Below are 12,610 nucleotides of genomic sequence, written 5' to 3'. Positions count from 1 at the left end.
AGCAATAAAACAAGCTTTGAATAAGATAATAAAAAGGAGTTGATTAGTAATGGGTTATATTGTAGATATTTCGAAATGGAATGGAAATATTAATTGGGATATTGCAGCGTCTCAGCTAGATTTAGTTATTGCTAGAGTTCAAGATGGTTCGAATACGATCGATTTTATGTATCAAGGTTATGTGAAAGAAATGAAGAAACGTAGTATCCCATTTGGGAATTATGCATTTTGCCGTTTTATATCTATTTCAGATGCAAAAAAAGAAGCACAAGATTTTTGGAATCGTGGCGATAAAAACGCTAAATTTTGGGTGGCAGATGTAGAAGTTCAAACAATGATAGATATGCAAGGCGGGACTCAAGCATTTATTGATGAATTACGCCGATTAGGTGCAAAAAAAATTGGTTTATATGTAGGACATCACACGTATGTATCATTTGGAGCTCGCAATATTGATGCTGATTTTATTTGGATTCCTCGTTATGGAGGGAATAAACCAGCATATCCTTGTGATATTTGGCAATATACTGATTCAGGAAATGTTCCTGGTATTGGAAAATGTGATTTGAATCAATTAATTGGGAATAAAAATCTTTCTTGGTTTATAGGTTCAAATCAAACAAATCAATCTAGTATTGGAGACAGTAAGCAACCAAGTGGAATTGGTATTGCAGTTTCAAAATATGATGATGGATACGGAATTAATTTATATGAAAATCCTGCGAATCCGCAATTTATAGGAAGACTTACGAAAAAAATCCCATATTTAATCTATAAAGGTTATTGGGGAGGTGGCGAAAAAGATATGATTTGTTTAGGTGGTGAACAACAGTGGGCTAAGTTAGAACATTTTAATGTACAATGGTTTTATGCATATTCAAAGTACACACCTGGATATGAAATTAGAACGTACGATGGGCCAAACGGGAATGATACAGGTGCGGTCGATGGGAAGGTCCCTTATCGTATTTGGAATCGTCAAGATGGATATATAGATATAGGTGGGAACAAATGGATCAAAGAAGAACATGTGCAGATTAAATGATGTTAAAAGTCGGATTTATGCCGGCTTTTTTATTTAATAAAGCTTGTCTCTGGCATGAAGAGAAATACTTGCAGAAAACACATTGATTTCACAATAGCGCTGTATAGTTCCTAATATACATTTATCAAAGTGAGGTATTTGAATTGAAAAAGAAAAAGCTATTTATGGGAACTATTATTGCATGTGTGGCGCTAACATTGTCTGCGTGTGGTTCCTCAGAAAATGTTGCAACATCAAAAGTAGGAAACGTGACAGAGAAAGAGTTAAGTAAAGAATTAAGGCAAACATATGGAAAAAGTACTTTATCTCAAATGATGTTAAATAAGGCATTGCTAGATAAATATAAAGTTTCAGATGAAGAAGCTAAAAAACAAGTAGAAGCAGCGAAGGAACAAATGGGTGACAAGTTTAAAGTGGCTTTAGAGCAAGTAGGATTAAAGAATGAAGATGAATTAAAAGAGAGAATGAAGCCAGAAATTGCACTTGAGAAAGCGATTAGAGCGACTGTCACAGATAAAGATGTGAAAGATAACCATAAACCTGAAATGAAGGTAAGTCACATTTTAGTGAAAGATGAAAAAACTGCGAAAGAAGTAAAAGAGAAAATAAATAATGGTGAAGATTTTACTGCTTTAGCGAAACAGTATTCGGAAGATACTGGTTCAAAGGAACAGGGCGGAGAAATAGCTGGTTTTGCTCCTGGTCAAACTGTGAAAGAGTTTGAGGAAGCTGCGTATAAATTAGATGCAGGACAAGTAAGTGAGCCAATAAAAACATCTTATGGTTATCATATAATAAAAGTGACGGATAAAAAAGAATTGAAACCATTTGATGAAGTAAAAGATACGATTCGAAAAGATTTAGAACAACAAAGACTGCAAGATGCGACAGGTAAATGGAAACAACAAGTAATCAATGATCTATTGAAAGAAGCAGATATTAAAGTAACAGATAAAGAATTTAAAGATACATTTAAATTCTTAGATGAGAAATAAGGTTTAGAAGAAAAACAGAGATTTAGCATAATGCTATATTTCTGTTTTTTTGTTTTCAATAGAAAAGGGAACTCATATAGAGTTCCCTTTTCGCGTTAGTGTGTGAGTTATAAATAGATAGTAAGACAATACAATATTACATTTAAATATTAAGAATTACAATAGGAAAATTTGGATGTAGATAAAAGGAATAAGCAATTAAATTCGCAAAATGTTGAAATGATAATGTTTTAGTTAATTAATTTTGTTAAATATAAACTAAATATATTTTCTTGGAGAGTGAATTGAGGACATAATTTAAAGAATGGTACATATCATATTTATTGGAGTATAAATTAACTTTATAGGAAGTGACATGTTGAACATTTAGTACAAAAGGATGTTCTTAATGATGATAAGAATTATTTATCCCGCTATTTGTGGGAGTCTTACTGCTCGTAAAACCCCCACTGATTATTAGCCTTCACTTTATTAAAATAGGATGAATATTTTTATATTTACTAGATTATTAAATTAATTTGGGGGAGAATATATGAAAGTTATTTTTAAGAGAGAAGGCGGAGGGAAAATTTTTGAATCATCTAATGAAAATATAAGCGTTCTATTAGCTGTATTAAAAGAAACAAAAGGGATAAAGATTGGGATGGTTGAGTATGAAGTATTAGAATATAAACTGGAATATTATCGGAATCCGAAAAAAACAGAAACAGAGAGAGAATTACATATTATAATGCAACCCAAGCATATTCAATAAAGAAAGTGAAAAATTGATGAGTGTGAATCTTACTGCCTAAAAATAGCAGGATAAATGGTAGTAATTGTCGATATGTATGAAACTTATGAGGAATGAATTGTTTTACATCATAAGTTTCTAAAGCTTTGTGAGTTCGTTCATAATAAAAGTGTATGCTTTTGTTGAAGGATGGTTAATGAGATATAGCTGAAATTTGTATTCCAGAAAGAACGTTAGTTAGGATAGAAAAGTAAAATTAGAAATATAATTAGTTCAATAAAAGCGACTTCACATTAGGTGGAGTCGCTTTTATTGTTGCTACACGTATTCTATGATGCGATAGGAAGTGCAAAGAAATTTGATTAATAAAAGGGAGTAATAAATGAGTATGAATAAACTTCATATATTAAAGTTGCATTTTGTTTGAAAAATTTACATGTTGCACTTCCGTAAGAACGTTCGTTCGTGTATAATTAGAACGAATGTTCTTTCGAAGTGGAGATGTCTACAAATTCATAAATAGTTTTGAATTGGAAAGCTACGCTACGTATAAATAAGAGATGGATAAAGAATGAAGCGATAAGGCTTCTAACCGCAAGGGCTGCGGAGATAGCCTAATAAATTAGAGTTCGATAGAACTCTTTACTTAGGAATCCCCCACTTCTAAACGAAGTGAAAGTGGGGGAGTTCAAGAATGGATAGATATAGAAAATTGAGGAGTAAAGAAAATGAATTATGTAAAGATACAGGAAAAAGGAAGAGAGTGGGTTCCGTTTACAGTAATGTCGGAACAATTATTAAGTATGAAAAAAATTATTGGAGAGAAATTAAAAGTCCAAAGACCGCTAATAACAAATGAAGCGAAAGACAGCATTTCAGACAAATTATTAACTTCATTATTGTCTGAAGAAGAGATGTTAGTGACATATTTTGAAGAAGGATACATACTTACGAGTTATATGACAGTGGTTCATATAAATCCAATTCAACAAATTGTAAAATGTACAGATGCATTTTATAAAACATATATATTTTCTGCAATGGACATAATTGATGTAACCTAAAAGAAGCTGAATTTTGAAGTTTAGCTTCTTTAATTTATCTAGCTATTTACGGACAGGCAGATTCACACCTCAAAATTAGGCTGTGAGTCAGGCTACCTGTTAAAACCTAATTTTTTGAAGAGGTGAAGAACTAAATGAAAAAGCAGCTAGCTGCAAGCTAGCTGCTTAGTCCCAGGGAAAGGGAGAAAAAGATTGGCACTCAAAAAATCAATGATAGCTGTGTATCAGCCTGAGTATAGTATAGACAAATTTTAAAATGTTATACAAAAATGATTACAGATCTGGTTAGGCCGTACCAACTTGGTTTTGATCTGCTAGATCAGAATCAAATGTATTAGTCGCGCTAACCCCACTAAAAGTGTTCACTACGAAACCAACGTTAGATGCGCCAGAGCCGTTATAAGCTTTCGTATTCTCTTTTGGAGAAACATTGTAGAAATCACCTAAGTTGAAAGATCCGTTACTATTTTGTACAACTAAATTCCCGACAACTGAGGGCATAATTTTCACCTGCTTTATAAGTAATTGTTTGCATTACTATATGAAGGTATAGTCTAATTGGTTCATTTGACAAATATTCCGGAATAGAAAAATGTTTGAAGCTTTGTTTAATCAATCGAGCAAAAAGTATGTTAAAATTAATGAAGAGCTGAATTTTAAAAAGAACAAATTCTAATAATTAATATATATGGAATTAAAGGAGGCGAAATGTAATGGATAATGTTATAAAAACAGTGGATTTAACAGATGCAGAATCAAGTAAACTTATTGCTTATATTTATAGTAATGATGTCACATTGATCGAAAAAGCATTTTGTCCTAATGAAATAAAATTAAAGTTTAATGAAATAGCAATTTTATCGGCAATTAAAACCGCATATATTACGAAAGTATCTATAAGGAAAGAACTTGAAGCAATTTTTCACGATACAGGCGTTTTATTAGTAAAGCAAAATGTTGAAAGGAATAGTATTCAATCTATAACAATGCATTTTGAGCAATTTAAAAAGTTGCAAAATGAGATTGAGAATTTAAATAAAAGTATGTTATAAGACTAGGTGGGAATTTATTGATAGAGGTGGGCTCTGTTAAGTTGAAAAAGTGGATTGAAAAGTATTTGGATAAATCGAACCGTAAACATAAATATACTTTCATTAAGGTGTAACCTATATTTATCGATGTGAGAAATGTAGGGAATAGAAGATACAATTTAAAAATAATAACGATACAAACAAAAAGAGTAACTATGATGGTTACTCTTTTTGTTTGTAATATGTAATATCAAAAATACTTCTAAAGTATGAAATGAATTGATACTTAAGTGAGAAGTTGAATAAGAATAAAAAGAGTAATATTAATGGAAAGGAGGAGATGAAGTTGGAGCGAAACGACATTGGGAAACTTGTAATTATTACTGGAGTAACGCAAGGGTTAGGACGTGCAATGGTTGATAGGTTTCATGAATTGGGGTGGAACATAGCAGGGTGTGGACGCTCAAAAAATAAAATTGAAGAGCTTAATAAATATTACGGTGCTTCACATGATTTTCAAATAATTGATGTTTCAAATCATCACCAAGTTAGTAAATGGGCAAGTCGTATTCTTAATAAGTATAGGGCTCCCGATATGTTAATAAATAATGCATCGATTGTTAATCAAAATGCACCTCTATGGAAAGTTACCGCACAAGAATTTGAAAGTGTAATGAGTGTAAATGTGAACGGGGTAGTAAATGTCATTAGGGCGTTCGTCCCGGCGATGATAGCTAGGAAAGAAGGAATTATTATTAACATGAGCTCTAGTTGGGGAAGAGAAGGCGAGGCTGAACTTGCGCCATATTGTGCCTCGAAGTTTGCTGTTGAAGGTATCACGCAGTCAATGGCAATGGAACTGCCAAATGGTATGGCAGTAGTTGCTTTAGATCCAGGTGGCAGTATTAGCACTCCAATGCTTCACTTATGTGCACCTCAATATGTAAAAGAATCTCCTACACCTGAAATGTGGTCACATAAAGCAATTCATTATATATTAAATATATCAATAGATAAAAACGGTGAGTCATTGACATGTCCGGCATACATTCATTGAGAAACTCCTTGTCAAAAAGAGCGCCTGAAAGGTGCTTTTTTGTATTATTAGTACATTATGTGATGCACAAAATTACATATGAAAAATAGAATAATGAATTAAAGGTGATATTTGTTTGTTTTGAATGTACTAGAAAATTTAAATATAGGTGATGGGAAATGAACCTACGCGATTTAGAATTGACAGGTGCCTGGTTTCAAGTAGGAGGAAATCTTATAGCAGCAATTGGAACAACTAGAGGGTTTGCAGGGGAAGAAAAGATTGAGTCGGATCTCGTTATTGTAGGGAGTTCATTACAAGCTCTCGGATATATATTACAAATTATAGCAACTAATGATGCGAAAGATGAAGATAAATGTGAGAAGCAAGAGGTAACTATAGATAATAAAAATAAAGCGCTAGCGAAAACGGGGATTGAGTTATTAGCTTTAGGTAATATTTCAAATGTAATAGGAACGTATTTTAATCTCAATGAACAAATGAAAGAAAATGATTTCCTTATAATTACTGGAAATAGTTTGCAATCAATTGGCGCTTTTTTAGGAGTAGAAGTAGCATTGAATGAGATAAATGGAATACAGTGGATTATCGTATTAGGGAATTCAATGCAAAGTTTAGGTGCGGGATTACAAGCATATGAAGGTATTAAAAATATACCAAAAGAAGAAAAGGGAAAAGAAGACAGTAATATAGATAAAGAAGATCAACGTATAATAGGGCTAATAGGTATTTGGATACAGGCGATAGGTACTGTAATTTCAGCAATTGGATTAACCGAAATAGTAGAGGAACAACGATTGGAATCTAAGAAAAGGTGATGAAATACTCATTTCAATGAAGTTTGGAGTATTTCAATTTTAGAAGTAGGACAAGATGGATGTGTTAATTGTTTTTGTAGGCTTTTTCATATAGGCGTAGAATATACATATAAACGAACAGGTGAAAATAACTTGTTAACGTTAGTGAGAGGTTCCTCATTTAGTTATACTATTATATGTGATTTTTGTAATGATGAGTTCTTATATACGCTTTTAGAAATAACATGATTTCATAGGTTTGATAGTGTAGGAGATGGATGGGGAAGAATCGAAAAATAAACATTAAGGAGTTTTTCAGACATGATGTACTTATTAGCAATTCTACTTCCGCCGGTAGCTGTTTTATTTTGCGGAAAGCCGTTTCAAGCGATTATTAATTTCATTTTAACCTTAATTTTTTGGGTTCCAGGAGCGATACACGCAGTTCTTGTCGTACATGATAAAAAAGCCGACAGGCGACTTAAAAAACAAGTTCAAGCGTATGATGAAATTAATAAAAGAAATAGAAGGTAAATTGCGATGGGCATACAAAAAAGAAAGGGGATTTGATTCGCCTTTCTTTTTTGTATGCCAATCAAGTTTAAATTTTAGTATAGCGGTAAGAATTTTTAATATAAGTATTATGATAATAACTTTTAGAATGTGCGTTTAATAAACCGGTGTAAATGCTTTCTGGCACATTAAAGAAATCATACATACCATTCTTTAGTTGAATACGTAAAATCATAGAAAAAGGATTATAGCCAACAGCAACTAATTTTTTTGAAATAACGGGAGATAGCTCCATCATTACGCAACTCCTTATTTTTCATTTTAGATGGTTTCTTGTAGAGAAGGGGATTGTCGTGTTGAAATCCTAATAATTAAAGGAGTATTATACTTATATGCAATATATTAAATGTTTGTTATACGTAATTATAAGGAAGTTCACACGAAGTACATATCGTTGTGCTATTTTTATTTCACCTTTGATTTATAAATAAGAAAATATTGACCATTTGAAAAAAAGGTATATTATTTATACGAGGTATTAAAAATTCACTTCTTACATTCTATGCTTTAAGGGGCAGTATTATTAGAAAAAATAGAAGTGAAAATAGTTTGTATAAGAAGTATTCTAAAATGTATAATCTGTGAATTGGGAAAATATTGAATGCTCCAGGTCAATATACTTTCTTGATTAAATGTATTTGGGAAAGTGACCTCAATATTTTCAAGTAAATCAACGGGAGAATTGAAAGGCAGGAGAAAGTAACATGTCAGAAAATTATCGTTCTCGAGAGGAGCGACGACAAGTTCAAAAGAAAAAACAGCCAGCTTCTAAAAAAACAAAACCAAAAGGTAAAACATCGTTTTTTCGTAAATTTTTAATCAGTTGTTTACTACTTGGTATTGTAGGTTTAGTGGCAGGGGTTGCTACCTTTTTCGTAATGATTAAGGATGCACCAAAACTTGAGAAAGCAAAACTTGTTAATCCGTTATCCTCAAAAATCTATGATAAAGACGGGAATTTGGTATATGAATATGGGAAAGAAAAGCGGACGAATGTTACGTATGATCAAATCCCTAAATTGGTAGAAAATGCATTTTTAGCAACAGAAGATTCGCGTTTTTATGAGCATAGCGGAGTAGATTTTAAAGGTACTGCTCGTGCAGTTTTAGTTAGTCTTAAGGGAGATTATGGCTCTCAAGGTGGTAGTACGATAACGCAGCAAGTTATTAAAAACTACTTCTTATCGATGGAAAAAACGTCAAAACGTAAGGTTCAGGAAATATATTTAGCGTATAAGCTAGAACAACAATATTCAAAACATGAAATATTAGAGATGTATTTAAATAAAATTAATTTAGGAAACCGTTCATATGGAATCGCAACAGCAGCACAAAACTACTACGGTAAAGAATTGAAAGATTTAACATTACCAGAAGTTGCGATGCTAGCTGGCTTACCAAAAGCACCGAATAACTATGACCCAACGAAAAAAGAAAATGTTCAAAGGGCAACAGAAAGAAGAAATACTGTACTAAACTTAATGAATAGACATGGTTATATTACAAAGGCAGAAATGGAAGAAGCATCGAAAGTACCAGTGGATAAAAATATTAAGAGTGCAGCTGAACTACAAGCGATGCCATATACTGCATTTATGGATGCAGTAGTTAAAGAAGTAGAAAAGGAAATACCAGATGTTAATATTGGATCTGATGGTTTAGAAATTTATACAACATTGGATCCAAAAGCACAGAAATTAGCTGATAATATTTTGAATACAAATATTATTAATTATCCAAATGATAAATTCCAAGGTGCTTTCACATTTATGGATACGAAAACTGGAGAAGTTCGCGCTATAGGTAGTGGGCGCGGTGAAAATAAAGCAGTATTTAAAGGGCATAATATGGCGATTGAATTAGATCGTGCAGCTGGTTCAACGATGAAACCAATTTTTGATTACGCTCCTGCAATTGAATATTTAAAATGGGCTACTTATCATCAAATTGATGACTCTCCATTTAAGTATTCAACTGGCCAAGAAGTTAGAAATGCAGATAGAAGTCATTTAGGGCCAATCTCAATGCGTGAAGCACTAACAAAGTCACGTAATATCCCAGCTATTAAAACAGCTAAAGAGGTAGGTATTAGTAAATCGAAAGAGTTCTCTGAGAAATTAGGTATTACATTTAATGTAGCACCGACAGAATCAACAGCGATCGGTACAAATGAAGCGTCACCAACTGAAATTGCAGGTGCTTATGCGGCATTTGGGAATGACGGTAAGTATACGAAGCCGCATTTTGTTAAGAAAGTAGTTTATCCAGACGGCAAGTCACAAAGTTTTGGACAAAAACCAAAATCAGTTATGGCGGATTCTACAGCATATATGATTACTGATATGCTTCGTTCTGTAGTTACATCAGGTACTGGTACATCGGCAAATGTGGCCTCTTTAGATGTAGCTGGTAAAACAGGTACAACTAACTATTCTTCAAAACAACTAGCACAATATGGAATTCCAGAAAGTGCAACTCGTGATAGTTGGTTTGCAGGATATACACCGCAATATACGATGGCAGTATGGACTGGATATACGAAAGATGGTAAAGACGAGTATATTAGTAGTAAAAATACGAAAATTGCACAGTTGATCTTTAAAGAAATGATGAGCGAGATGGCTACAGATAAATCACGCTTTAAAATGCCAAGTAGTGTTATTCAAGAAGGTAGTGAATTGCGTATAAAAGGTGAAAAACGTGATTCATCTCCAAATACTAGCGTACCGGATACAACGGAACAACCAAAACAAGATCAACAGCAAAAAACTGAAGAAGAGAAAAATCAAGAGGAATTAAAGAAACAGGAAGAACTTAAGAAACAAGAAGAGCAAAAGAAACAAGATGAGATTAAGAAGCAAGATGAACTTAAGAAGCAAGAAGAGCAAAAGAAACAAGATGAACAGAATAAGCAAAATGAACAAAACAATGGAAATGGTCAAGGAACTCCAAATCCACCAACTAATGGAGGTGACCAAGGAACTCCAAATCCACCAACCACTGGAGGTGGCCAAGGAACTCCAAATCCACCAACCACTGGAGGTGGTCAAGGAACTCCAAATCCGCCAACCACTGGAGGTGACCAAGGAACTCCAAATCCACCAACCACTGGAGGTGGCCAAGGAACTCCAAATCCACCAACCACTGGAGGTGGCCAAGAAACTCCAACCCCACCAACTACTGGCGGGAACACAGGAGAGGCTCCTTCCAATAATGGACAATAAATAATGCATTTTAAAAGCACCGAAGGTACCGGGGAAAACGGTTTCTTTGGTGCTTTTTGTATTATAAAGAGTAATATTATTTTTAAATATTAAAAGTACCATAGAAATTTTGAAAGTAAATTGATGGGAAATGATAAAAAATTTGAGTTGGCGGTATTGGATAACTAGGGCCATAAAAAGTAGTACTACTCGGGTGTGTACCATGATGCCAAAATGAAGGGGTGACTTGGTCAGTCGATTGATATTGTTGCCAAGCGGCAGGAAGTTCGATACCAACATCAGAACTAGCTGTATGAACGACAGGAACATGTATTGAGGGAGCTGATGGGACAACGGCGGTTATTCTTGGTGATACCCACATGAAAACGATCACTCCTAAGTTTAATAATAAAATAGTATATTCTTCTAAAACATATAAAGGTACATATATAGGTTTTTTGCTTAAAACATAGGCATAAAGTCGTAAGACCAACTTAAATTGATGGTAGACCATTTATTATGAAAAGATACGTCTATTAGCGGAGGGCAAGGGAACATGAAAAATATACAATTGATGTGTTGATTGTAATATTTTACGTGTTTATGGAGGGATTTTAATGGAACGATTATGGACGAAATCATTTATACAAATGACTATCGCGATGTTATTTTTATTTACGGGGTTTTATTTACTTGTTCCAACGCTCCCGCTCTTTATTAAAGAGATTGGTGGAAATGAATCGCAAGTTGGACTGATGATGGGAATGTTTACAATAGCGGCAGTTGTAATACGACCGATTATTGGAGGTATGTTAGATCAATATGGTAGAAGATCTTTTATTATTTTCGGACTCATATTTTTTGGGATAACGATGTATTCGTATAATTTAGCATCGACTATTGTCCTTTTAGCTGTTTTACGCGTTATTCACGGAGTGACGTGGGCTGTTTCTACAACAGCAGTTGGAACAGCGATAACTGATATTATTCCAGATTCACGTCGTGGTGAAGGGATGGGCTGGTATGGCATGGCGATGACAATCGCGATGGCAATTGGCCCGATGATTGGATTATGGGTTGTACAAAATTATTCATTTCATGGTCTATTCTTGTTAGCAACTCTTTTATCCTTTATGGCAGTCGTATTATCGTTAATAACGAAAATGCCATTCACGCCACAAAAAGAAAAAGGGAAAATTCAGCTGTTTGAAAAATCCGTTTTATCAATAACGGTTGTTGTTTTCTTTTTATCATTTGCATATGGAGGAATAACAACATTTTTACCGTTATTCGCGTCATCAATTGATGTGAATCCTGGGACATTCTTTCTTGTATATGCAATTGCTTTAACAATTGTACGACCTATTTCAGGAAAACTATTAGATAAGTATGGAGAAGTTTTTATCATACTTCCGGCACTATGTATTACTATTTTAGCGATAGTTGTACTAACGATTTCAAATGGTTTGATAGGTGTAATGATTGCAGCGGCATTATATGGTGTTGGATTCGGTTCAGCACAGCCCGCTTTACAAGCAGCGATGCTGACAATTGTTGATCCTAGTAAAAGAGGAGTTGCTAACGCTTCATTCTTTACCGCTTTTGATTTAGGGATTGGATTAGGTGCGATTTTACTTGGAGTTGTTTCACAAATGTTTGGTTACCGTATTTTATTCGCAGGTAGTGCAATTTCAGGATTAATAGCTTTAATTATATTTGTCATTTTTGTAAAACAACGATTAGGCAAAAAAGATTTTGCGTATAAAGCATGATGAATCTATTTGATGTATTGTAAGGTACGGAGGAAATAGCTCAATTCAGCCCGGATATTCTTTAGGGATTGTTTCTGAGAAATTAGTTCGGGAAATAGTGTTAGTTGAGAAAGACGGTAGTTTATTTTTATAGATTTTGATGATCTTTCGTACTTTCAAAACTATGAATTAGTTGTAAGCTATCGTAAAGAAACGGAAGAAATTTAATTTAATTATGTAAAATAATAATTTTATTAAAAATAAATAAATTTTATATAAGAATTATATTTATGGGAGTATGAAATAAATATTATAAAAAACCGAGCTGTGCATGAGTGCAGCTCGGTTTTTTATGTTTGTT

Annotated in this window: 13 protein-coding genes and 1 pseudogene; 11 read left to right on the top strand and 3 right to left on the bottom strand. The window is 33.5% G+C overall.

Annotated elements, in window-relative coordinates; genetic code table 11:
* The first annotated feature begins 49 nt into the window (after positions 1-49).
* The 4 genes from NSS74_RS12400 to NSS74_RS12385 all read left to right on the top strand — a co-directional run bounded on the left by NSS74_RS12400 (position 50) and on the right by NSS74_RS12385 (position 3,837).
* Positions 50-1,045, top strand: coding sequence for a glycoside hydrolase family 25 protein (locus tag NSS74_RS12400; RefSeq protein ID WP_002141672.1), 996 nt, complete (start codon positions 50-52; stop codon positions 1,043-1,045).
* A gap of 143 nt (positions 1,046-1,188) precedes the next feature.
* Positions 1,189-2,040: a peptidylprolyl isomerase PrsA gene (locus tag NSS74_RS12395; protein ID WP_002031835.1), complete on the top strand. Its 852-nt coding sequence runs from the start codon at positions 1,189-1,191 to the stop codon at positions 2,038-2,040.
* A 532-nt stretch (positions 2,041-2,572) separates the two neighbouring features.
* Positions 2,573-2,794, top strand: a complete 222-nt coding sequence (locus NSS74_RS12390) for a hypothetical protein (protein WP_002012623.1) — start codon at positions 2,573-2,575, stop codon at positions 2,792-2,794.
* A gap of 707 nt (positions 2,795-3,501) precedes the next feature.
* Complete coding sequence (locus tag NSS74_RS12385) at positions 3,502-3,837, top strand: YolD-like family protein (protein WP_002085766.1); 336 nt, start codon at positions 3,502-3,504, stop codon at positions 3,835-3,837.
* 285 nt (positions 3,838-4,122) lie between these two features.
* On the opposite strand, the gene gerPF is transcribed toward NSS74_RS12385, so the two are convergent.
* On the bottom strand, positions 4,123-4,338 hold the full coding sequence (gerPF, locus tag NSS74_RS12380) for a spore germination protein GerPF (RefSeq protein ID WP_001141569.1): 216 nt from the start codon (positions 4,336-4,338) through the stop codon (positions 4,123-4,125).
* Positions 4,339-4,550: 212 nt separating this feature from the next.
* Between gerPF and NSS74_RS12375 the strand changes: the two genes are divergently transcribed.
* From NSS74_RS12375 to NSS74_RS12360, 4 genes are all read left to right on the top strand, one after another.
* On the top strand, positions 4,551-4,889 hold the full coding sequence (locus NSS74_RS12375; RefSeq protein ID WP_002031841.1) for a hypothetical protein: 339 nt from the start codon (positions 4,551-4,553) through the stop codon (positions 4,887-4,889).
* A gap of 325 nt (positions 4,890-5,214) precedes the next feature.
* On the top strand, positions 5,215-5,925 hold the full coding sequence (locus NSS74_RS12370; RefSeq protein ID WP_002085764.1) for an SDR family oxidoreductase: 711 nt from the start codon (positions 5,215-5,217) through the stop codon (positions 5,923-5,925).
* A gap of 158 nt (positions 5,926-6,083) precedes the next feature.
* Complete coding sequence (locus NSS74_RS12365; protein WP_002035373.1) at positions 6,084-6,743, top strand: DUF6944 family repetitive protein; 660 nt, start codon at positions 6,084-6,086, stop codon at positions 6,741-6,743.
* A 300-nt stretch (positions 6,744-7,043) separates the two neighbouring features.
* Positions 7,044-7,256 (top strand): YqaE/Pmp3 family membrane protein, encoded by a 213-nt coding sequence (locus tag NSS74_RS12360; RefSeq protein WP_002085763.1) that lies wholly within the window; start codon positions 7,044-7,046, stop codon positions 7,254-7,256.
* Between the two features lie 67 nt (positions 7,257-7,323).
* Here NSS74_RS12360 and NSS74_RS12355 read toward each other — a convergent pair whose 3' ends face one another.
* Positions 7,324-7,533, bottom strand: coding sequence for a KTSC domain-containing protein (locus tag NSS74_RS12355; RefSeq protein ID WP_002035375.1), 210 nt, complete (start codon positions 7,531-7,533; stop codon positions 7,324-7,326).
* A gap of 466 nt (positions 7,534-7,999) precedes the next feature.
* Here NSS74_RS12355 and NSS74_RS12350 point away from each other — a divergent pair, with 466 nt between their 5' ends.
* Positions 8,000-10,519 carry a PBP1A family penicillin-binding protein gene (locus NSS74_RS12350; RefSeq protein WP_340813678.1) on the top strand — a complete coding sequence of 840 codons (2,520 nt, stop codon included), beginning with the start codon at positions 8,000-8,002 and terminating at the stop codon, positions 10,517-10,519.
* An 82-nt stretch (positions 10,520-10,601) separates the two neighbouring features.
* Here NSS74_RS12350 and NSS74_RS12345 read toward each other — a convergent pair whose 3' ends face one another.
* Positions 10,602-10,880, bottom strand: coding sequence for a hypothetical protein (locus tag NSS74_RS12345; RefSeq protein ID WP_002085760.1), 279 nt, complete (start codon positions 10,878-10,880; stop codon positions 10,602-10,604).
* Positions 10,881-11,115: 235 nt separating this feature from the next.
* Between NSS74_RS12345 and NSS74_RS12340 the strand changes: the two genes are divergently transcribed.
* Together NSS74_RS12340 and NSS74_RS12335 are read left to right on the top strand one after the other, a co-directional pair.
* Positions 11,116-12,270, top strand: a complete 1,155-nt coding sequence (locus NSS74_RS12340; protein ID WP_002031843.1) for an MFS transporter — start codon at positions 11,116-11,118, stop codon at positions 12,268-12,270.
* A pseudogene (locus NSS74_RS12335) lies at positions 12,251-12,477 on the top strand (HesB/YadR/YfhF family protein). The gene NSS74_RS12340 and the pseudogene NSS74_RS12335 overlap by 20 nt, the downstream one beginning before the upstream one ends.
* Positions 12,478-12,610 lie beyond the last annotated feature (133 nt).

Source organism: Bacillus sp. FSL E2-8868 (assembly GCF_038005505.1).
In the GTDB taxonomy this organism is placed as follows: domain Bacteria; phylum Bacillota; class Bacilli; order Bacillales; family Bacillaceae_G; genus Bacillus_A; species Bacillus_A mycoides.
Note: the sequence above shows the minus strand (reverse complement) of the source record. Positions and strands in the feature narration are given on the sequence as shown.

Bases quoted from the DNA above. Each gene is read 5' to 3' on its own strand.
- NSS74_RS12400 (WP_002141672.1), top strand. From the start codon at position 50: ATGGGTTATATTGTAGATATTTCGAAATGGAATGGAAATATTAATTGG.
- NSS74_RS12390 (WP_002012623.1), top strand. From the start codon at position 2,573: ATGAAAGTTATTTTTAAGAGAGAAGGCGGAGGGAAAATTTTTGAATCA.
- NSS74_RS12385 (WP_002085766.1), top strand. From the start codon at position 3,502: ATGAATTATGTAAAGATACAGGAAAAAGGAAGAGAGTGGGTTCCGTTT.
- gerPF (WP_001141569.1), bottom strand. From the start codon at position 4,338: ATGCCCTCAGTTGTCGGGAATTTAGTTGTACAAAATAGTAACGGATCT.
- NSS74_RS12375 (WP_002031841.1), top strand. From the start codon at position 4,551: ATGGATAATGTTATAAAAACAGTGGATTTAACAGATGCAGAATCAAGT.
- NSS74_RS12365 (WP_002035373.1), top strand. From the start codon at position 6,084: ATGAACCTACGCGATTTAGAATTGACAGGTGCCTGGTTTCAAGTAGGA.
- NSS74_RS12360 (WP_002085763.1), top strand. From the start codon at position 7,044: ATGATGTACTTATTAGCAATTCTACTTCCGCCGGTAGCTGTTTTATTT.
- NSS74_RS12355 (WP_002035375.1), bottom strand. From the start codon at position 7,533: ATGATGGAGCTATCTCCCGTTATTTCAAAAAAATTAGTTGCTGTTGGC.
- NSS74_RS12350 (WP_340813678.1), top strand. From the start codon at position 8,000: ATGTCAGAAAATTATCGTTCTCGAGAGGAGCGACGACAAGTTCAAAAG.
- NSS74_RS12345 (WP_002085760.1), bottom strand. From the start codon at position 10,880: ATGTGGGTATCACCAAGAATAACCGCCGTTGTCCCATCAGCTCCCTCA.
- NSS74_RS12340 (WP_002031843.1), top strand. From the start codon at position 11,116: ATGGAACGATTATGGACGAAATCATTTATACAAATGACTATCGCGATG.